Annotated in this window: 15 protein-coding genes; 5 read left to right on the top strand and 10 right to left on the bottom strand. The window is 39.2% G+C overall.

Annotated features, from left to right (window positions below; all coding sequences use genetic code 11):
• Positions 1-29: 29 nt before the first annotated feature.
• The 8 genes from AC1D0K_RS00405 to AC1D0K_RS00370 form a co-directional block, all read right to left on the bottom strand.
• On the bottom strand, positions 30-626 hold the full coding sequence (locus tag AC1D0K_RS00405; protein WP_477396324.1) for a short chain dehydrogenase: 597 nt from the start codon (positions 624-626) through the stop codon (positions 30-32).
• Between the two features lie 264 nt (positions 627-890).
• Positions 891-1,670, bottom strand: coding sequence for a helical backbone metal receptor (locus AC1D0K_RS00400; RefSeq protein ID WP_477396322.1), 780 nt, complete (start codon positions 1,668-1,670; stop codon positions 891-893).
• A gap of 1 nt (position 1,671) precedes the next feature.
• Positions 1,672-3,075, bottom strand: coding sequence for an undecaprenyl-phosphate glucose phosphotransferase (locus AC1D0K_RS00395; RefSeq protein ID WP_477396320.1), 1,404 nt, complete (start codon positions 3,073-3,075; stop codon positions 1,672-1,674).
• Positions 3,076-3,300: 225 nt separating this feature from the next.
• Positions 3,301-4,599, bottom strand: a complete 1,299-nt coding sequence (locus AC1D0K_RS00390) for a nucleotide sugar dehydrogenase (RefSeq protein ID WP_477396318.1) — start codon at positions 4,597-4,599, stop codon at positions 3,301-3,303.
• Between the two features lie 248 nt (positions 4,600-4,847).
• Positions 4,848-5,783, bottom strand: a complete 936-nt coding sequence (locus AC1D0K_RS00385; protein WP_477396316.1) for a KpsF/GutQ family sugar-phosphate isomerase — start codon at positions 5,781-5,783, stop codon at positions 4,848-4,850.
• Between the two features lie 3 nt (positions 5,784-5,786).
• On the bottom strand, positions 5,787-6,548 hold the full coding sequence (gene kdsA, locus AC1D0K_RS00380) for a 3-deoxy-8-phosphooctulonate synthase (protein ID WP_477396344.1): 762 nt from the start codon (positions 6,546-6,548) through the stop codon (positions 5,787-5,789).
• A gap of 123 nt (positions 6,549-6,671) precedes the next feature.
• Complete coding sequence (locus AC1D0K_RS00375) at positions 6,672-7,382, bottom strand: LytR/AlgR family response regulator transcription factor (RefSeq protein WP_295720390.1); 711 nt, start codon at positions 7,380-7,382, stop codon at positions 6,672-6,674.
• On the bottom strand, positions 7,379-8,338 hold the full coding sequence (locus AC1D0K_RS00370; RefSeq protein ID WP_477442091.1) for a sensor histidine kinase: 960 nt from the start codon (positions 8,336-8,338) through the stop codon (positions 7,379-7,381). Before AC1D0K_RS00370 ends, AC1D0K_RS00375 begins: the two co-directional genes overlap by 4 nt.
• Before the next feature lie 841 nt (positions 8,339-9,179).
• Between AC1D0K_RS00370 and AC1D0K_RS00365 the strand changes: the two genes are divergently transcribed.
• From AC1D0K_RS00365 to AC1D0K_RS00355, 3 genes are all read left to right on the top strand, one after another.
• A complete protein-coding gene (locus AC1D0K_RS00365) occupies positions 9,180-12,440 on the top strand; it encodes a SusC/RagA family TonB-linked outer membrane protein (protein WP_477396312.1) in 3,261 nt (1,086 codons plus the stop codon).
• Between the two features lie 11 nt (positions 12,441-12,451).
• A complete protein-coding gene (locus AC1D0K_RS00360) occupies positions 12,452-14,227 on the top strand; it encodes a RagB/SusD family nutrient uptake outer membrane protein (protein WP_477396310.1) in 1,776 nt (591 codons plus the stop codon).
• A 108-nt stretch (positions 14,228-14,335) separates the two neighbouring features.
• Positions 14,336-15,865: an FG-GAP repeat domain-containing protein gene (locus AC1D0K_RS00355; protein ID WP_477396308.1), complete on the top strand. Its 1,530-nt coding sequence runs from the start codon at positions 14,336-14,338 to the stop codon at positions 15,863-15,865.
• 48 nt (positions 15,866-15,913) lie between these two features.
• Here the strand turns inward: AC1D0K_RS00355 and AC1D0K_RS00350 are convergent, their stop codons facing one another.
• Positions 15,914-16,165 carry a hypothetical protein gene (locus AC1D0K_RS00350; RefSeq protein WP_477396306.1) on the bottom strand — a complete coding sequence of 84 codons (252 nt, stop codon included), beginning with the start codon at positions 16,163-16,165 and terminating at the stop codon, positions 15,914-15,916.
• Between the two features lie 593 nt (positions 16,166-16,758).
• On the opposite strand from AC1D0K_RS00350, the gene AC1D0K_RS00345 reads away from it, so the two are divergent.
• Both AC1D0K_RS00345 and AC1D0K_RS00340 read left to right on the top strand, forming a co-directional pair.
• A complete protein-coding gene (locus AC1D0K_RS00345; protein WP_295720378.1) occupies positions 16,759-17,211 on the top strand; it encodes a cold-shock protein in 453 nt (150 codons plus the stop codon).
• A gap of 564 nt (positions 17,212-17,775) precedes the next feature.
• On the top strand, positions 17,776-19,797 hold the full coding sequence (locus tag AC1D0K_RS00340) for an HRDC domain-containing protein (RefSeq protein WP_477396422.1): 2,022 nt from the start codon (positions 17,776-17,778) through the stop codon (positions 19,795-19,797).
• A gap of 47 nt (positions 19,798-19,844) precedes the next feature.
• Here the strand turns inward: AC1D0K_RS00340 and AC1D0K_RS00335 are convergent, their stop codons facing one another.
• Positions 19,845-20,759 carry a GlxA family transcriptional regulator gene (locus tag AC1D0K_RS00335; protein WP_477396425.1) on the bottom strand — a complete coding sequence of 305 codons (915 nt, stop codon included), beginning with the start codon at positions 20,757-20,759 and terminating at the stop codon, positions 19,845-19,847.
• Between the last annotated feature and the right edge of the window lie 17 nt (positions 20,760-20,776).

Below are 20,776 nucleotides of genomic sequence, written 5' to 3'. Positions count from 1 at the left end.
ATATATAATAGTCTTAACTACTCCTTTTGTCAAAATACCCTAAAAGTTTGCCCCGTTTGAGCACCCAAAACACTTTTCGTATAGGCCTGTGTTACCCTTTCCATAGTCACGGGTGCATGGCCGGGAAAGTATGGAAAATAACCCGGAGAATCCTCCACAACGCCAGGACTTATGGAATTGATACGGACACCATTTTCAAGCTCGATTGCTGCCGACCTTACAAAAGCATCAAGCGCTCCATTTACGGCGCTTAAATTTGCTCCTAAAACAATGGGATCTTCACTTAAAATACCAGATGTTAATGTAAAAGAACCCTTAGGATTAATATAATGCTGACCTGTTAAAACCAGGTTAACCTGTCCCATGAGCTTACTATCTATCCCTTTCATGAAATCAGCATATTTCATCGAAGCTAAAGGCCCAAAATGGCCGTTTCCGGTTGTACTTACCAGTGCATCAAATGGGCCAACCTGCTCATAAAAACGCTCAATAGCTTCCGGTGAGCTGATATCTAATTGCAGGTCGCCGCTATTTAAGCCTACTTTTATAACCTGGTGTTCTTTTTCAAGAGCAGCAGTTACATGCTTTCCTATGGTGCCGGTAGCACCCACGATAATGATTTTCATGATAGCTTATTTATATTGTTTTTTAAAATAGGTTCATAATTTACGATCGTACTAATTTAAACCGTTTTATAATTCCGCGCATGAAATTGAGAGGGAAAAACACTTGTCCGAATAAAAAATGACAATAAATATGGTATAAAAATCAGCCGGTTAAAAGCGGGCTTTATGCTCTTAGATTAATAGCTACTTAGAGCCGCCGGCAAATCAAACCTGGAGAAAGAGGGTATTAAAAAAGCAATTAATATTTGCAGCCGAAACTAAAGATTAAACTATCTGTATTAAAGATTTCAGATACTCCGGCACTTGCAACAACCTGCTGCCATACCATGAAAACAATTCACCATCTACCAAAATAATTTTCGCCTTTGGCAGCAACTGTTTAAATTCTTCTATATGTTTTTGTGCAAACGGGTAAGGTTCTGATGATAAAAATACCACATCTGGATTTACTTTAACCAGTTCATCGGTCGAAACTTCGGGGTACCTGGCTGTTTCAAAAGCGTTGATTAAACCACACTTTTGTAACAGGCTGTCAATATAAGTTTGTTTGGCGGCCACCATATAAGGTTTTCGCCAGATAAGGTAAGCTACCCGAAGATTTAAACGAGGTAAAAGCAATGACTTAAAACCCATACCGATCTCACTACATAAAATTTCCGCCTCTCGCCGGCGATCAACTATTAAGCCTACACCCCGGATCATCTTAAGCGCACCATCAAGATCATAGATATCGCTTATCCAAACCGGGCAGATATCCATGAGCTCTTCTATTTGGCTACGTTCGTTTTCTTCTTTGTTGGCTATTATCAGATCAGGCCGTAATGATTTAATCAGCGGAATATTTAGCTGCTTGGTACCCCCTACTTTGGTTATAGTTTTAACTTTTTGCTTTGGATGAATGCAGAATTTAGTAATGCCAACAAGTTCAGCATCCAACCCTAAGTATAATAAAAGTTCGGTTTGGGACGGAACAACAGAAATTATCCTTTTAGGTACGGCAGGTAAACATACTTCACGATTTAATTGATCGTGGAACACAGCCATATTAAAACGCGTTCTTTTCGCCCCTTAAAGCGTTCCAGAAAGTTAAAAATACAATCTTCAGATCCAACAGGAACGACCAGTTCTCGAGGTACCAAACATCAGCCTCCACACGTTCAAGCATAGCCTGGGTGGTTTGTGTTTCGCCCCTTAAACCTTTAATTTGTGCCCATCCGGTAATACCTGGCTTAAGAAAGTGCCTTACCATGAAAGTATCTATCAACTGCGAATATTGTTGAGTGTGGCTGATCATGTGAGGCCGTGGACCTACTACAGACATGTTACCAAGTATTACATTGAAAAACTGAGGTAGTTCATCTAAACTGGTTTTGCGGATAAAAGCGCCTGTTTTAGTTATACGGACATCGCCACGGGTGGCTTGCTTCTTATCCGAATCTTTATTTACCCGCATACTGCGGAATTTATAGCATTTAAATGGTTTATTATCCCTGCCAGAGCGTTCCTGTACAAAAAATATCGGTCCCCTCGACTCCAGCTTGATCAGGATAGCCAGTATTGGAAACAGCCAGCTAAAAACAAACAGAATAATGAACAACGAGAATGTAACATCAAACAGGCGCTTTATAAACCTGTTGAGCATATTTTCGAGCGGCTCGGGTCTTACAGATATTACCGGGATATGCCCAAAACTTTGTATAAAGGTTGGTTTTTTTGCATAGTCATAGTACTCCGGTATAAATTTAAACCTGATGAGGTTTTTATCAGCATCAAGCATAAGCCGCTCAATAGTTTGTGCTTCTGAGCTTGGCAGTGTACAAAATATCTCGTCGACTTTATTGTTTAACACGTAGCTTATGCAATCATCCGTTCCTCCTAAATATAAATGATTGTCGCTAACTGTTTTGGGGTCATCATCAAAAAAGCCAATCAGGCTGTAACCACGTTCAGGGTTTTGTTTGAAAAAGCTATAAAGATCAGTTCCTATACGGCCGCCACCAATAATAATTACGGCCCGGGTATCAATTAGCGATGCCCTATCACTTTTACGAATGGTAAGAAATATCAATTTCCATAAACCTAAAAGAAAACCGAACAGTGCCAACGAGTAAAACAAATACTCCCGAGTAATAAAATAAGCCTTTGTACCTATGAGTATTATAATAGTAAAGCAGATAAAACTCACAAACAACAGGTAGGTTTTTATTACACCTCGGTAAGTTTTTATAGAATCTTTATTTAATACGTGTTCATACAACCCGGTGATATTGGCAGACAATAACCAGATTAAGTTAAAAACTAAAACAATAGGCAAATATTTTCTGTTGTTAATCCAAAAAACGTATGACCTGTCCTCAATAAAGTAAGAAATTACCATGCTCATATTAAGTATAATATAATCAATGGTAAGGTTCACTGCTTTAATAAAAGTAGCGTATCTGTGAATCATGTATTAGAGCTTCTTGAAGTATACAACACCTGCTAAAATTAGCATATTTATTTATAAATAACAATGTGATAATTGAATGCACAAACGATTACAAAAGTGTTAGGGCATGATTGACAAAATTAAAAATTTAGAAATTTCAACAAAATCAAATATAAAATTATTAGCGCACTAAGTAACCCTTTATGATCGTAAAACGCGAATATTAATCTTGTAAATCCGGCGATACTATAACCGTCCGTCAACGATATCTTTATCAAGCATGCCTTTTATATCATATATAACAGATAAAGGCGTTTTCTTTAGCTGACTATAATTTAACTCAAAAAATTCCCTGTGCGAAACCGCAACTATTATGGCATCATACCCCCCCTTTAAACCATCAACATGCTTAATTGTTTGTACGCCATACTCGTGTTTAACTTCTGACGGATCGGCCCAGGGATCATATATTTCATAACAAATTTCATATTCACTTAAAACCTTTACAATATCAATCACTCTTGTATTCCGTACATCCGGGCAATTTTCTTTAAATGTAAAACCAAGTACCAATACATTTGAGTTTTTAACCTGAATATCTTTCTTAATCATTAGTTTAATGACCTCCAGGGCTACATAAGTACCCATGCCGTCATTAAGCCGCCGACCAGCCAATATGATCTCGGGATGGTAGCCAACTTCCTGTGCTTTTTGAGCAAGATAGTAAGGATCAACGCCCGTGCAATGGCCACCCACAAGTCCGGGTTTAAAATTCAGAAAGTTCCATTTGGTACCTGCCGCTTCCAAAACCGCGTGTGTATCAATGCCCATAATATTAAATATTTTGGATAGCTCATTGACAAAAGCAATATTGATATCGCGCTGCGAGTTTTCTATTACTTTACAAGCCTCGGCAACCTTTATACTTGGGGCTTTATGTGTACCAGCATGAACAATAGTTTGATAAAGCTTGTCAATAAAATCCGCAGCCTCGGGTGTTGAGCCAGAGGTTACCTTCAAAATATTAGTTAACGTATGAATTTTATCTCCCGGATTGATTCGCTCCGGCGAGTATCCGGCAAAGAAATCGACATTATACTTTAATTTTGACACCCGCTCAAGCACTGGTACGCACACATCTTCGGTAACGCCAGGATAAACTGTTGATTCATAAATAACTACATCAGCTGGCTGTAGTACGTTGGCAACAGATTCACTTGCTTTTATCAATAAACTCAAATCGGGACGGTTGTGCAGATCTGTTGGTGTGGGTACCGAGATGATATATACATTGCAATCGGTAATATCCTGAACAGTTGACGTACAAATAAGACCATTGCCAATGCCTGTTGATAAAACCGATCTTAAAACTTCTGTATCCGTTTCAAGCGTGCGATCAAATGCATTATTTAATTCATCAACCCGGCCTTTCTTTATATCAAAACCTTTAACCGGAAATTTTTTGGCAAACTCAACAGCTAATGGTAAACCAACATAACCGAGGCCTATTATTGCAATGCGGATACTCAGGGGCTCTTCAAACATTTATAAGGTAGTATAGATGGGTAAAGTTAATTAATTTTGCTATAAACGCTGAACCCGGCTCTTTATAGCATGACTCCGTTGGTTATTTACACCTTCTCGGATATTGTATGAGATTTGAATTATTTCTATCGTTATTTAGCAGCTTCCAATTCAGTTTTGCTGAAATTCCGAACGATCATCCCGACGGGTTTATGAACCGGCGTATTTTCTATCATCACTAAACCGGGTAAAGTTATTTTCTGTTGGGATTAAACATTATATATCTGGTAAACGCCAGATATTGATCTGTTCTGTGCCGAACCTACAAGCAATGTAGTAACTTTCTTTTCCAGCATAAGCTGTTCTGCATGACTTGCAAACTCATCTTCATCTATAATAATAGGATTTTGGGTCATAATTTCAAACACAGTTAAGGTTGCTATATCAGGATGCTTTAACAGGGCCCTTCTCAGATCCCCGTCGGTAACTATACCTTTAATATAAGTAGCATCCCCTACCATAACCATACCCAACCGCCCTTCTGACATTTTTAATAACAGATTCATAAATGAAGCCTGCTCCTCAATAAATGGCAGTTTATCGGTACGCATCAGGTCTTTAACTTTTATAAGCAGCTTGCGCCCCAGGCTTCCACCGGGATGGAAACGGGCAAAATCATGCTGTTTAAAATCACGGGATTCCATTAAAGCAATTGCAAGCGCATCGCCCATTACCAATGCGGCCGTGGTTGATGAGGTTGGTGCAAGTTCAAGGGGACAGGCCTCACGTGAAATTTTAACATTTAAATGGTGATCGCTATTTTTAGCTACTGTTGAATTTGGATTACCGGTTACCCCTATAACCAGGTTTTTATTCCATTTTAAAAATGGAATGATCCTTAACACCTCATCAGTTTCGCCCGAATAAGAGATCAGCATCACGATATCATTGGTACTAACCATACCCAAATCCCCATGAAAAGCCTCACCGGGATGAAGGAAAAAACTGGGCGTACCTGTACTTGCTAAAGTAGCTGCAATTTTTTTGCCTATAAGCCCAGATTTACCGATGCCTATAACAATAAGCTTCCCGGTATTGCTTAATATGGCATTTACCGTCTTGGTAAACTCGTCATCAATTAAACCGGCCACATGTTGCAGCGATTCGATCTCTATATCAAAAACTCTTTTAGCAATATCCTTCATTGCTTAACCAACTAATGAAGCAATCAAACCATCCAAATCATGCAGTTTAAGCATATTAGGGCCATCGCTTAAAGCATTATCAGGATCGGGATGAGTTTCAATGAAATAACCATCAGCGCCAAAAGCTTTTGCAGCCAAGGCCATCATAGGCACAAAAGTACGGTCGCCGCCGGTTTTGCCCCCTGCCCCGCCCGGACGTTGTACCGAATGGGTACAATCCATGCAAACCGGGTGACCAAATGCTTTCATATCATAAATATTCCTGAAATCAACCGCCAGGTTATTGTAACCATACATATTACCACGCTCGGTAAGTATTACCTGGTTATTACCTGCTTCCAAAACCTTTTGGGCGGGATAAAACATATCTGCGCCAGAAAGGAATTGTGCTTTTTTTACATTTACAATTTTACCGGTTTGGGCTGCTGCTACTAACAGATCTGTCTGACGGCATAAAAAAGCTGGAATCTGCAAAACATCAACCACCTCCGCAGCAATGGCTGCCTGAAAAGGCTCGTGAATATCAGTTAAAACAGGCAAGCCAAATTTATCCTTCACGTTTTGAAGCATTTCCATACCTTTTTCAATACCCGGACCGCGATATGAATGTATAGATGTACGATTGGCTTTATCAAATGATGACTTGAATACTACAGGCACATTGTATTTCTGCCCTACTTCGGCAACTTTTTCTGCTACCTGGTATAACAGTTCCTGGTTCTCCATTACACAAGGTCCCAGTATAAAAAACGGCTTCTGCCGCATTTGCTCAAACAACATATTATGAAAGTTATAGGGCAAAGATAATTATAAGCACGAATTTCACGAATGGAAAACAAGGAGGTCGAAATTACAGGGTGCTTTTTTCGCCAGCCAGCACGTTAAAATTTATTTGCTGTTAGCTTCAATTAATGCCGTTACCGATTGCCGGTAAGCTTCCCCAATTGGTAACTCCTTCCCGTTAATGATGATGGAAGTTTTACTTACCGCCTCAATTTTACGGGTGTTGATGATAAATGACTTATGCACCCGCATAAAATAAGACGGCCAGTTTTTTTCTACGTTTTTAAAGCTTAGCCTTACAATAGCTGTTTTTTTATCACCCGGAAAATATATTTTCACATAATCCCTCAAGCCTTCCAGATATAGTATTTCATCAAATACAATTTTAAGAACTGAATAGCCGGCGTTTAGATAAGTATGATCTGCTGATTGGTTAATTAAAGACTGCTTCAATTCTTTAAATTCATAAAGCTCTTTAGCTTTGTTGCAAGCCATCATAAAACGCTCCATCGGAACAGGTTTCATCAGGTAATCAACCACATTTAAGGCAAAACCCTCCAAAGCATATTGTTTATAGGCAGATACGATTATAATCAGCGGTTTATTTATCAGGCTATTTATAAACTGAATCCCTGTAACTCCGGGCATCTGGATATCAATAAACATCAAATCCACGTTGCTATCTTGTAAAGCCTTACTTGCCGAAAAACCATCATCACATGCCGCCTGTAAGTTTAAAAACGGTATTTTACTTATATTATCAGTAAGTAAACTTAAAGCCAGAGGTTCATCGTCAACTGCAATACAATTTATCATGCGTCCAATTTTAATATTAAATTAACTTCAAAAAGGTTGTTTTTATTATTGATAGTTAACTCATGTTTGTTTTCATACAACAGATTGATTCTCCTGCTCACGTTTGCTATCCCTATGCCCGACGAAGAATCTTTTTCCTCCTTATAAAAAGGGTTGTATTTATTACTAACATTAAAATTCAAAAAATGGTCACCTGCAAATAGTTCAATCGTGATATGAGCATCATCAATTGAACTTACACCGTGTTTAAATGCATTTTCTATAAATGGGATTAAAAGCATAGGCTCAATAAGCTGATACTCATTATTTATATTAAATGTAGTTTCTACTTTAACTTTCCGGCCAAATCGTTGCTTTTGCAAATCAATATAATCTTTCAGGTATTCTTCTTCTACTTTAATATTTACTTTCTCCTCATCCGTGTGGTACAGCATGTATTTCATTAAACCAGAAAGCTTCATCACTGTTGGTTCAAGTTCTGAACTATTCAACCTAACCAGCGCAACTATGTTATTCAGTATATTGAATATAAAATGTGGACTTATCTGTGATCGCAGAAATGAAAGTTCGGTCTTTAATTTTTCCCTGTCAGTTTCGTTCAATTTATTCTTGTATTCAAGTAAATTGTTATTCAGGCTATATGCCAAACTTGCTGCCATTGTAAGTAAAAAGGCCGGCAATCTTAACCAACTGGTGCGCATTAAGTTATAAGGCACATCTATTTCTAAGGCCACATATATCTGGTGATGAAAAAACAGGTACAGCGCGTAAATTGAAATAAAAGTCAAGGAATAATAAAAGTACTTTTTTTTCAATAGCAAATTTGGGATCAGTACAGCACTATTTAAGTAAAAAGTGCCTATCCAAAAAAAATACCCCATGTAATCTATCTTAAAAAAATCGTTGATCTCTTCCTGGGTGTACGCCCTGGATGGCATTGCCCTATAGGAGTGCATAATATAAGGTAATGCCATCAAAACCAACCAAACGCATACATGCGTTAAAATTTTGAAATTTCTATGATGCAAATTCAACCCCACTATCCTGTTATTTTCATACATGGCTAAAATACATTTATAAAAGATTTAATTAAAAGTATACCTATAATGCTATATTATTTTTACACAAAACCTACTGCGCAAACTTTCCTACCTCAAAGCATTTTTTTCACTTACAACACTGCTTTACAGTTAACAGGAATTTCAATACCACATTACCAGCTTGTCATCTTTTTATAAGTTGACGCGATGATTTAAAGCTATAAATTGGTTTACAATTGGTTTATTATGTCTTTTTGAAAACACGCACTAATATATTACATCCCGGTAAAGTCTCCCTAAATCTTTATACAAAACTCAAAATTTTCTTTGTCGTATATCTCCGGCTGTTTGTCTCACGCATCTTATGCTTTGTCGATATATTAAAATCGATAAATCTATTATTTGATTATTTGTATTCAATTATAATAAACCAGGTATAAACAGTTAAGCCTTAAAATTCATAAGGCTTTTATTAAAGAATTAATTGTTGTTAACAGGAGCATTTCATACGCTTTTTAATAATCTGATCAAGGAATTAACAATACAAGTGCGTTGACAAATAGCGCCATGTATTAAAAGAGCTTAGATGATTATAAACATGTCATTTGAGATTTAGTTGATCAATATCAGTTGAGAAATGATATTGGGTTGCGTTCCGGGATGAGATCCGGAACGCTTTGTTTACCAACTAAATACAACTCCTTACTTGTTTGCATTTAATAATAAACCAAATATATAACCAACAAATCTCAATCCTATGTTTAAAAGTTTACTCCTTAAAGGAAGATGCTTTGGCGTGCTGTTATGCTGCTTAGTTTCTTCAATGGTAGTTACAGCACAAACAAAGTACAAAGGTAAAGTTATCGGCAGCGATGACAAATTACCCGTTATTGGCGCGTCTGTACGTGTTAAAGGTGCTTCTACCAGTGCTGTAACCGATGTTAATGGCGAATTTACGATTAGTTTAAGTCCGGGCAACACCCTGGTAGTTTCCTATATCGGCTACCAAACCCAGGAAGTTGCTGTGGGTACCGATGCGAATTTAAGGATCACCTTAATTGCAGGTACCAACTCCCTAAATGAGGTAGTAGTAACCGGCTATGGTAGCCAACGCAAAAAGGACCTGGTAGGTGCTGTTGCTGTGATAGATGTGGCCGCAGCCAACAGGCAGCCTACCTCATCTGTTGAAAACCAATTGCAAGGCCAGGCCGCGGGTGTTACCGTAATAGCATCTGGTCAGCCGGGTGAAAATCCATCGGTAAAAATCCGTGGTGCCAACACTTTTGGAAACAACCAGCCATTATATGTGGTTGATGGTGTGCCAACAACCAATGTAAGCGATATTAACCCTAATGATGTGGCAAGCATGCAAGTGTTAAAAGATGCCAGTTCTGCATCAATTTATGGTGCACGTGCCGCAAATGGTGTAATTGTTATTACCACCAAAAAAGGTACTGGCAAGGTCAGTGTTTCTTATGATGCTTATTATGGTACCCAGGTACCCAAAGGTGGCAACGTATTTAACCTGCTGGATCCGCAGGAAATGACAAGTTTAAGAAACTTAGCTATTAAAAATACTGCCGCTTTAAAAGGAATCCCTGTTGACCTAACCAGTAATTTATATGGTCCTAACGGCGATGTATTACCAGACTATATTAGCGCCGGCGGTGCCGGTCCTTACGGCATTCATGACGGCGACCCTGCGGTTGATCCTTCAAAATACAATGTTAACCCATTTTATACATCAGGAGATCCATCAGGCTTTTACCGTATTACCAAATCAAACAAAGCAGGTACAGACTGGTATCATGAGATATTTAAAACGGCGCCTATCCAAAGCCATAACGTGGCTTTAAGTGGCAGTTCTGACGTGGCAACTTATTTATTTTCTTTAAACTACTACAACCAAAAAGGTACTTTAATTGATACTTATGATAAACGTTACACCGTAAGGGCAAATACCAGTTTTAAAGTATCCAAACATATACGTGTAGGTGAAAACTTATCCTATTCCATAACAGAAAATCCGCTGATTAATGAAAATGATGAGGGTTCAGGAATTGGTATGGCTTTCCGCGAACAACCTATTATTCCTGTATATGACATTATGGGTAATTATGCCGGTTCAAATACCGCAAACCTTGGTAATGCCAGGAACCCTGTAGCCATACAACAGCGCACTGCTAATAATTATGGAGCCTATAACAGGTTATTTGGTAATGTTTTTGCCGAAGTGGACTTGTTGAAATACTTTACCCTACGCACGCAGTTTGGTGGTGAATATTATTCTGACTACAACCATAACTTTACTTTCCCGGAATATGAAAACTCCGAAAACAATACGACCAATTCCTACGCCGAGAATTCATACAATGGATATAATTACACCTGGACAAACACTTTAACCTATCACCAAACCATAGGTAAACATGATGTTAAATTATTGGTAGGTACAGAGAACTACAAAAACAGGTATGAAACGTTAGGAGCTACAAACACCGGCTATTTCACATTTGATAAAAATTACACAACCATATCAACCGGTACAGGTGTACCAACCGCTTATAGTACTATTGAACGGGATAAGATACAATCATTAATAGCCCGTTTAGATTATACATTTAACGATAAGTACCTTTTAAATGCAACTATTCGTCGCGATGGTTCATCCAGGTTTTTAACAAATCAATACGGTTGGTTCCCTGCAGTAAGTGCCGGCTGGCGCATATCCCAGGAAAGTTTTCTGAAAGGTGTAAACTGGATCAATGATTTAAAGGTCAGGGGCGGTTATGGTGTAATGGGTAACCAAATCAACGTAGATCCTTCTAACGCATTTACTACATTCGGTGCAAGCAAAACCAACTCTTACTATGATATAGCTGGCACATCAACCAGTACAACTGCTGGCTTTACGCAAAGTCGGATTGGTAACCCCGATGCTAAGTGGGAGCTTGATAAAAACTTAAATATTGGTTTTGATGGTTCGTTCTTTAATCAAAAATTGGATATCTCTGCCGATTATTACAAAAAGGACATAACCGGTTTATTGTTCAACCCAAATCTTCCGGGTACTGCAGGTTCGGCAACGGCGCCTTATAGCAACGTGGGCGCCATGAGTAATACGGGGTTGGATGTCACTATTGGCACTCATCAAACCTTTAGTCATGATTTAAAAATGAATGCTTCATTAACCTTTACTACTTACCACAATGTAATTAAAGCGGTTACCGTAGGCCAGCCTTACTTTGATGAAAACTCTGGTCGTTTTAACGGTAGTTCAATAATCCGGAACCAGGTAGGTGGACCGGTAGGTGGTTTCTTTGGCTACAAAACAGCTGGCTTCTGGAATTCACAGGCAGAGATTGATGCTGCCAACGCAAAAGCAGGAGGTGTTTACCAGAATGATGCAGCGGTTGGCCGTTTCAAATATGCAGATATAAACGGTGATGGAAAAGTTGATGCCAGTGATCGTACATTGCTTGGCAATCCGAACCCTAAATTTACGGGTGGTTTAAACCTTGATTTTTCTTATAAAAACTTCGACCTGAACATGTTCTGGTATGGTTCATACGGAAATAAGATATGGAATGACGTAAGGTGGTGGACAGATTTTTATGCAAACTTTGCCGGTGCAAAAAGCAAAACGGCTTTATATGATTCATGGACACCTACACACATGGATGCAAAAGCCCCAATTCAGGAAATTGATGGTTCATTCAGTACCAATACAGTACCAAATTCATTCTATGTTGAAAACGGATCATACCTGCGTTTGAAAAACTTACAGGTAGGCTACACCTTTGATCCTAAACTATTAAAATCAATAGGTATTGATAGGTTCAGGGTTTATTTATCAGGTGCAAATTTAATTACGATAACTAAGTATTCGGGAGTTGATCCTGAGATTGTGGGTGGTGGCACAACCAGCAACACCAACAGCAGCACAAACTTTGGTGTTGATCGTGGTAACTACTCGCCAAACCGTACTTATTTATTAGGTGTACAAGCTAAATTTTAATTAAAGAAATTATGAAAAATATAAAACGTTTATCAGTGTTTGCATTCATTGTAGCTGGTATAGTTCAAAGTTCATGCAAAAAGTCATCCCTTGATCAACCCGCTTTGGGTGCACTAAGCACAACTCAAATTACTACAGCAGCCGGTGTGGATGGTCTTTTAATTGGCGCGTATTCGGCGCTTGATGGTCAACAGGGTACTAATGCCGCTTTTGGCGGTGGTGGACCCTGGGAAACCTCGCCCGACAACTGGATATACGGCAGTGTAGCCGGTGGCGACGCCCATAAAGGCAGTTCAGGGATTGATCAGCCGGCCATAAATTCCATAGCAACATTTACGGTTGATGCCAGTAACGGTTTTTTAAACAGCAAATGGAAAGCTGATTATGAAGGTGTAACCCGGGCCAACAATGTACTTAAAGCCGTAAGTGCTGTTGCAGGCTTAACTGATGCCGCCAAGGCAAATATAATTGGCCAGGCCAGGTTTTTAAGAGGACACTACTATTTCGACCTGAAAAAGATGTTTGGAAATGTGCCTTATATTGATGAAACAACAACCAATTTTGTACAGCCAAACACAACCGATATCTGGCCTAAAATTGTAGCCGATTTTGCGTTTGCCTATGCAAACTTACCCGCAACCCAAGCCCAGGTTGGCAGGGTTAACAAATGGGCAGCCGGAGCATACCTTGCCAAAACCTATCTTTATCAAAAAGATTATACCAACGCCGACAAAACATTCACTGAAGTTATTGCCAGCGGAACAAACTCCGCAGGGCTTGTTTATGGTTTAACAGATAACTACGAAGATAATTTTAACGCGGCCACTAAAAACAACAAAGAAACCGTTTTCGCTATTCAGCAGGCGGCAAATGATGGCACCGGAACTATTAGCGAGGCCAACAACGGCGATATGCTAAATTACCCTTACAATAGTCCCTTCGGCTGCTGCGGTTTCTTCCAGCCAACTTTAGATCTGGCAAACTCGTTCCGTACCGATGCAGCAGGTTTGCCTTATCTGGATGATTATAACTCTCATCCTATTGTTACCGATATGAATATTGCATCTGATAAACCTTTTACACTTGATGCCGGCAACGTAGATCCCCGTTTAGATTGGACTGTTGGCCGTCGCGGAATTCCTTATCTTGATTGGGGTAATCACCCGGGTACAAACTGGATTCGTGAACAAAGTTCGGCAGGCCCCTATTCTCCTAAAAAGAATGTTTACTACCAGGCATCAAAGGGAACTTATGCTGATAGCCATACATGGGCGCCAGGAAATGCCAACCAGGTTAACGTTATACGCTTCGCTGATGTTTTGTTAATGGCTGCCGAAGCAAAAGCACAATTAGCTACCGGCGATTTAGGCTTATCCTATGTAAATATGGTTCGTGCAAGGGCTGCAAAACCAACAGGTTTTGTATACACGTACAAAGATGCGGGTAACCCAACCGGTGGATATACCACCACGCCGGCCGCTAATTATGTGATAAGCCCATATCCGGCCGGTTATTTTACAGGCAAAGATTTAGCGTTAAAAGCTATTTACTTTGAGCGTAAGCTTGAGTTAGGCATGGAAGGCCACCGTTTTTTTGATATCGTACGCTGGGGAACTGCTCAACAATCTTTAGCCACTTATTTTGGCTTTGATGGCAAAACCATAACCGATGTTGCCGGTGCACATTTTACTACAAGCAAAAACGAGATATACCCTATTCCACAACCACAGATAGATCTTGAATCAACAGGAAAATCTTCTGCCTTGAAACAAAATCCGGGTTATTAATGCTAAACCTTGTCATTATTTATATAAAGGGAGGCGGCTTTTGCTGCCTCTTTTTGTATAATGAAATACCAAATTAAAACTTTGATTACAAAAAATTGAATATCCGTTATGAGGTTAAAAAAGCATCATATTTTAACATTAACCTTGTTAGTATTTACAAGTGCCGTTTGCTTTATCTCCATCAACTGCAATAGTCCCGAAAAAGAAATTACTAAAACCGATGGCAGAGCACTCTCGTTAAAATATTGCAAAAGCTGCCACCAGTATCCTGATCCCGCATTATTGGATAAAGGAACCTGGGCAAAACATGTATTGCCTGCAATGGCTCCGCGTTTAGGAATACAGGTTTATGCAGGAGATCAATACGTCAATAACCCATCGGCAAACTCACCGATTTCTTATGATAATTGGTTGAAAATTGTTGATTATTATACGTCAACATCTCCAAAAACACTTAAACCCGCCAAAGCGCCTGTTACTCCGGTAAATGATTGGGGCGTTTTTAGTTTAATTAAGCCTGCCAGCAGTGTTTCTGTGACTACCACCACAATGGTGGCTTTTGATACGCTTAAGCATCGCCTATTTACCAGTGACCGGATGAGTAACAGTATTTTTCAATGGTCAGATAAGTTAAAGCTTTTGGGTACTAGTAAATATAATTCGCCCGCAGTTGACGTGCAGTTCCATAAGGATCATAAAGGTAACAGAAACAACATATTTACCTTTATAGGGTCCATGGATGCGGTTGACATTACCAATGGTTCTGTAAAAGAGATAGATTTTAATAAAGGTGGCGTGGCTACGTCATTAATTGCCGATAAATTACCAAGGCCCGTTCAATCATTAGCTATTGACATCAATAAAGATGGTTTAACAGATTGGGTAGTTTGCGGTTTTGGCCATAATTTTGGCGGCTTATACTGGTACAAACAATTACCAGGCAAAAAATTTGAGAAACACATCATAAGCACAATCCCTGGTGCTGAGCATGCTGTTACCGGTGATTTTAATCATGATGGCTGGCCGGATATCGCCTGTTTATTTGCCCAGGCTGATGAAGGCGTGTGGCTGTTTTTAAATGATCATAAAGGGGGCTTTTCAACAAAAAACGTATTACGGTTTCCGCCTATGTATGGCTCAAGCAGTTTCCAGCTGGTAGATTTTAATAACGATGGTAAACCGGATATTTTATACACCAGTGGAGATAACAGCGATTATTCAAGGGTTTTAAAACCGTATCATGGCGTGTATATTTTTCTCAATCAGGGTAATTTTAAATTCAAACAGGCTTATTTTTATCCTGTAAACGGTGCCACCAAAGCCATTGCAACTGACTTTAATGGCGATGGCAAACTGGATATAGCTTTGATCGCATTTTTTCCTGACCTTAAAAAACACCCGGCCGAAGGCTTTACTTACTTTGAACAGGATAGGTTTATGCATTTTATCCCGCACAATCTGCCGATAGCAAAAGAAGGGCGCTGGATTTGCATGGATGTTAATGATTATAATGCAGATGGTAAGCCCGATATTGTTTTGGGCAATTTCTCCTTAGGTTTTATTAATGAGGACGGTATTAAGCCCGATTGGAATACCCATACTCCATTTATTATCCTAAAAAATAAGTCAAAATTTTAGTTAATCAATTTGGGGGTGTAAATACTTTAATTTTCATCAATAAGCGAATTAAGTACTGGTCATGAATCCAATAGATTTGTTTTCCTGCTTTTTAACAGCAAGACCCTGAATAAAAAGCTGCCCCCCTTCTATCTTAAACTCGAGACTGTGCTCATCAGGCTTAAAACCATCTCCTATAAAAATTTCCTTTATTTTTTCCATCAGTTCTTTCCGATCAAAAACAGGGCTTAGTTTGATCTGTTCGTTAAGAGGTTCGAGCACGATACCCTCAACTTTGTAAGAGAATAATTTTGATTCCATTTGATAAATATAGCGGATTAAATACTATTCTATTGTCATCCTATTCCTATGATTTGCCATTAGGTTTAAAAAAATAGAGGATTCTTATCCCAATGAAATCGAATAAATATCGGCGCCACACAGCTTGTGAGGCTGTTCAATTCGGTACAATAAGACAAAGAAATATTAAAAAGCCCCGCTTATTTTTAATTAAATAAATTTTGAATAAAAAAATCAGATCATATGAAAATGAATTTATAGCCCTCTAATGTGAAATTAAAAAGAGTAAAGCAAATGATTATAACCTTTGTAAAACATCAAAAACAAGTACATTAAAAACAGTATACAAATCGTTAGTTTTCTACATATAAACTTCATATGAATTTACAAATCAATACATTATGTATATAAAAACCCACACCAAAACTTCAATACACTCATAAAATCCCCTAACCCCAATGTGTCATTCGTATAATTTGTGGCAGCAGAAAAGTTAGTTGAAACTTGTATACTCTTCTGGCTTAAAATGATCCAAAACTCAATTGAATTAAAAATATTTCAGCTATTTATATTTCTGGTATCGTTTATCTGAGAATTTTTTCGTATATTGAACTATGGGTAGATCTGTAGAAACCTTTAGTAAGAAGGAAAGAGAAAAGAAAAAATTTAAAAAACAGCTTGACAAAAAAGATAAAGCGGAAGATAGAAAGGCCAATTCTGACAAGGGCAAGAGCCTGGAGGACATGATGGCCTATATAGACGAAAATGGAAATATTACTTCCACTCCACCTGATCCGACAAAACGGAAAAAAATCGTCATAGAAGATATCCAGATCGCGGTTCCCAAGCAAGAACATCTTGCCCCTGCCGATCCTGTTAGAAAAGGCGTTGTCGCTTTTTATAACGAATCAAAAGGTTACGGTTTTATTAAGGACTTGCTAAGCCAGGAAAGTATTTTTGTGCATGCCAATGGACTGTCAGAAGCTATCCAGGAAAATGACAAAGTAACCTTTGAAACCGAACAGGGACAAAAAGGATTGAATGCCATAAAAGTCAAAAAACAATAGCAGATTACATTTTCACATCCCGGATTTGTGAGCCTATTGAACCAGTAGAATTTATTGCCTCGAGCCTATAAGATCACATTCTTTTTAAAATGCTGTTATACAGCAAATTTCTCAGAATCGTAGCATACCTCCAAGGTAAAGCTGGCATGTATAATCAACGGAATTGTAACGGCACCTTCAATACGATAAGTGTTGAAAGTGCCGTCATATTCCGTATTGCATTATCTTTGACTAATTTATGTAATTCCATATCCTGAAACCGAAACAGATGCCCCTTTATCACGGCAATTAAACTTTTGCGTCGCCCTGATTGTGCAAAAAGTTCAACTGTTCCGTATCCGAAGTCAATTCTTTGCTCCCGTTAAAAGAATCACAGTATTTTTTTAATAAAGAATTAAAAAACTAATAATTTTAGCATTAGTTTTGCGTTCGGTCTAATCCCTTGCGAGAAAAACAAACACCGGCAAACGAACTTTCACAAAAAAAAAACTTCCATGCAGGAAGAAATTTTAAGTTGCATGAAATGCCACAAACAAATTTTATGCTAAAATTGCAACAGAAAAGATGGATACAATTAACCCGGTGATGACTTTGGCTTTGGATTATGTGGAATCCACCAATACGGTTGTTTTTCTTACAGGCAAAGCTGGCACAGGTAAAACAACCCTCCTTCAATATATCAGGCAAAACTCAAAAAAGAAAATGGCTGTTGTAGCCCCTACCGGTGTAGCGGCTATCAACGCGGGTGGTATGACCATCCATTCTTTCTTCCAAATCCCTTTTGGGCCGATCATCCCGTCAGGAACTTCGCGGCCGGAGTTGCATTATAGCCCGGAGAAAAAAGAACTGTTATTTAACCTGGAACTGCTAATCATTGACGAGGTGAGTATGGTGCGGCCAGATGTATTGGATCATATCGACCTGGTGTTGCGCAATGTAAAAGAATCTGCTTATGCTTTCGGTGGTGTTCAACTGTTACTGATTGGAGACCTTTCCCAGCTGAGCCCAATTATCAGGGACGAGGAGTGGATGCTGCTGGGCCGTTACTATTCAACCCCCTATTTTTTTAGCAGCCTGGTGTTGCAAAAAACGCACTATGTCCGCATCGAACTGGATCATGTATTCCGGCAAAAAGAACAGGCGTTCGTTGATATTTTAAATGAGGTTAGAAACCAAACTATCAGCCCCGAGAATCTTGAGCTTTTGAACGCGCGGTACCAGCCAGATTTCCGCCCAACAGCAGAAGACCCCTATATTACGCTCACCACGCATAACGGGATCGCTCAGCAGGTTAATAACGAATTTGTTGAAGCGTTACCGGGAGAGGAATTTGAATTCAAGGCTACCATCCGCGGAGAGTTCCCCAAAGATGCCTACCCAACAGAAACTACCTTGAAACTCAAGATCGGGGCACAGGTTATGTTTGTCAAGAATGACAGCTCTGCAGAGAAGCTATTCTATAATGGAAAAATCGGGACCATTACGCGAATAGAAACCGACACGGTATTTGTGCAGTGCGGTCATGAAAGCCGGGAAATAGCGGTACAGGCATTGGAATGGACAAACATCAAGTACCAGCTGGAAGGAGAACAGATTAATGAAAGCAACGCAGGCAGCTTTGCCCAGATCCCCTTAAAATTGGCCTGGTCTATCACCATACATAAAAGCCAGGGCCTGAGTTTTGATAAAGCTATTATTGATGTAAGTGAAGCTTTTGCCCACGGCCAGGCTTATGTGGCTCTTAGTCGTTGCCGAAGCCTTGCTGGGATGGTGCTCCGCAACCCCATATCTCCACATAATATTATCGGCGACCCGGCCATCGTACATTTTAACGAACAGGCCAAACTCATTAAACCCAACCTGGAGCGATTGAAAGGTGACAGGGAGTTGTACCAGCAATTCCTGCTGACAGAGCTGTTTGATTTCGGTGGCCTTCAAAACAGGATTGGAAATTTCAAGGACCTTATCCCAGGTTTTCAGGAAGATATTATAGACGTATCCAAAAAATTTGTCCGGCAAATATCAGCCCATAATGAAGAACGTGTACAGAAAGCTGCAGAATACTTCCTGGCAAAATTAACATTGACTACCGAGAGCCTTCATACCCAGCTCCCCTCCTACATTAATCAACCAGGTGCTATTAAAGAAAAGGCAGCCAAGGCAGACCAGTTGATTCAATGGATCATGACAAAAATTACTTTAATGGAACATTTTTCTAAAGAAGAATTTAATGTTATTACTTACCTTAAAGTGAAAAAGGACGCACATGCCGGCGCAGTTGCTGATCAGTCCCAATCATACGTCAGGGCGCTGAACGCCAAGCCAAACGAAAAGCTTTTTAATCAACTGCTCGTTTGGCGGGATTCAGAAGCTCAAAAAAACAACATCATGCCGAATATGGTAATCTCCGAGAAGACAATGGCTTCTATTGCTGAAAAACTACCTGCTACACTTAAAGCACTTGGAACAATTAAAGGAGTTGGGCAACAAAAATCAACACAATATGGTCAGGAGCTTATTGCCATGATCCGCGTTTACCAACAAGAATTATCAGGCGTTGAATTGGAGCAAAAAAGTTTATTTTAGAATATTAGATTTAACATAACTGGCACCTGCCAGTTATACACCGACGCTCAATTTTTTAAAATCCTTTGTAATTGCCTGGCTGTTTTAAATCCACATTTGGCAGCGATATATTCAATAGTATATTCGGGATTGTTAAGCATGGTGTTAGCATATTCTTTTCGCAAAAGCGTATGGTATTCCAATATAGTAGACCCTGTTTTTTCTTTAAAAACCCTGCTCAGGTTTCTCGGGCTCATATTAACCAGCGATGCAAGTGTTTCTATGTTATTTTCTGCGGATAGATGATCAATTAAATAATCCTGTACCTCGTGCACTTGCGGGTTGATATGGTTGCGGTAATCCAGGTAAATGCTTTGTTGCTTATGCTTTCCACTTCTGCGGTGATAAACCACCAGTCCCCTTGCTACTTTATGGGTAAAAAGCGGGCCCTTAAAATCTTCAAGAATAGCTAAGGCCAGGTCAATGCCGGCACTTATCCCGGCACTGGTGTATACGTTATTGCTTTTTATATACAAAATATCATTTACAACTTTTGCCTGTGGAAATTGTAATTGTAATTCCTTTACCCTCCTCCAATGCGTAGTACATTCGGTATCCTTTAATAAACCAGCCTTGCCCAAAGCAAAAGCGCCGTTGCAAATAGAACAAACTGTTACATGCATGTCTGAGCACTCTTTTAACCATTTGAAAAATGCCCGTTCTGCCCCAAACGCAATGCTATTAACATATTCAAAATCCATACCGGGTACAAAAACAAAATCCCCCTCCTGTAATAAAGCTTCAGTAAAATGCCTGAGCTTCCCAAATCCCAGGCCAGAAGTTGATACAGGATTATCTTGGTAGGTATAAAATTCCATTTCTATTTCAAAACCATAAAATTTAGCTTCGGTAAAAACCTGTACGGGCCCGGCCAGGTCCAGCAGTTCAACGGTTGGGGGAATTATAAAAGCAATTTTTCTCATGATTTTTAAAAGCAATT

It is taken from the genome of Mucilaginibacter sp. P1_A3, assembly GCF_056406855.1.
Note: the sequence above shows the minus strand (reverse complement) of the source record. Positions and strands in the feature narration are given on the sequence as shown.

What these genes read in the sequence shown, in the direction of transcription:
- AC1D0K_RS00405 (WP_477396324.1), bottom strand. Translation starts at nt 626, where the DNA reads ATGAAAATCATTATCGTGGGTGCTACCGGCACCATAGGAAAGCATGTA.
- AC1D0K_RS00400 (WP_477396322.1), bottom strand. Translation starts at nt 1,670, where the DNA reads ATGGCTGTGTTCCACGATCAATTAAATCGTGAAGTATGTTTACCTGCC.
- AC1D0K_RS00395 (WP_477396320.1), bottom strand. Translation starts at nt 3,075, where the DNA reads ATGATTCACAGATACGCTACTTTTATTAAAGCAGTGAACCTTACCATT.
- AC1D0K_RS00390 (WP_477396318.1), bottom strand. Translation starts at nt 4,599, where the DNA reads ATGTTTGAAGAGCCCCTGAGTATCCGCATTGCAATAATAGGCCTCGGT.
- AC1D0K_RS00385 (WP_477396316.1), bottom strand. Translation starts at nt 5,783, where the DNA reads ATGAAGGATATTGCTAAAAGAGTTTTTGATATAGAGATCGAATCGCTG.
- kdsA (WP_477396344.1), bottom strand. Translation starts at nt 6,548, where the DNA reads ATGCGGCAGAAGCCGTTTTTTATACTGGGACCTTGTGTAATGGAGAAC.
- AC1D0K_RS00375 (WP_295720390.1), bottom strand. Translation starts at nt 7,382, where the DNA reads ATGATAAATTGTATTGCAGTTGACGATGAACCTCTGGCTTTAAGTTTA.
- AC1D0K_RS00370 (WP_477442091.1), bottom strand. Translation starts at nt 8,338, where the DNA reads ATGCACTCCTATAGGGCAATGCCATCCAGGGCGTACACCCAGGAAGAG.
- AC1D0K_RS00365 (WP_477396312.1), top strand. Translation starts at nt 9,180, where the DNA reads ATGTTTAAAAGTTTACTCCTTAAAGGAAGATGCTTTGGCGTGCTGTTA.
- AC1D0K_RS00360 (WP_477396310.1), top strand. Translation starts at nt 12,452, where the DNA reads ATGAAAAATATAAAACGTTTATCAGTGTTTGCATTCATTGTAGCTGGT.
- AC1D0K_RS00355 (WP_477396308.1), top strand. Translation starts at nt 14,336, where the DNA reads ATGAGGTTAAAAAAGCATCATATTTTAACATTAACCTTGTTAGTATTT.
- AC1D0K_RS00350 (WP_477396306.1), bottom strand. Translation starts at nt 16,165, where the DNA reads ATGGAATCAAAATTATTCTCTTACAAAGTTGAGGGTATCGTGCTCGAA.
- AC1D0K_RS00345 (WP_295720378.1), top strand. Translation starts at nt 16,759, where the DNA reads ATGGGTAGATCTGTAGAAACCTTTAGTAAGAAGGAAAGAGAAAAGAAA.
- AC1D0K_RS00340 (WP_477396422.1), top strand. Translation starts at nt 17,776, where the DNA reads ATGGATACAATTAACCCGGTGATGACTTTGGCTTTGGATTATGTGGAA.
- AC1D0K_RS00335 (WP_477396425.1), bottom strand. Translation starts at nt 20,759, where the DNA reads ATGAGAAAAATTGCTTTTATAATTCCCCCAACCGTTGAACTGCTGGAC.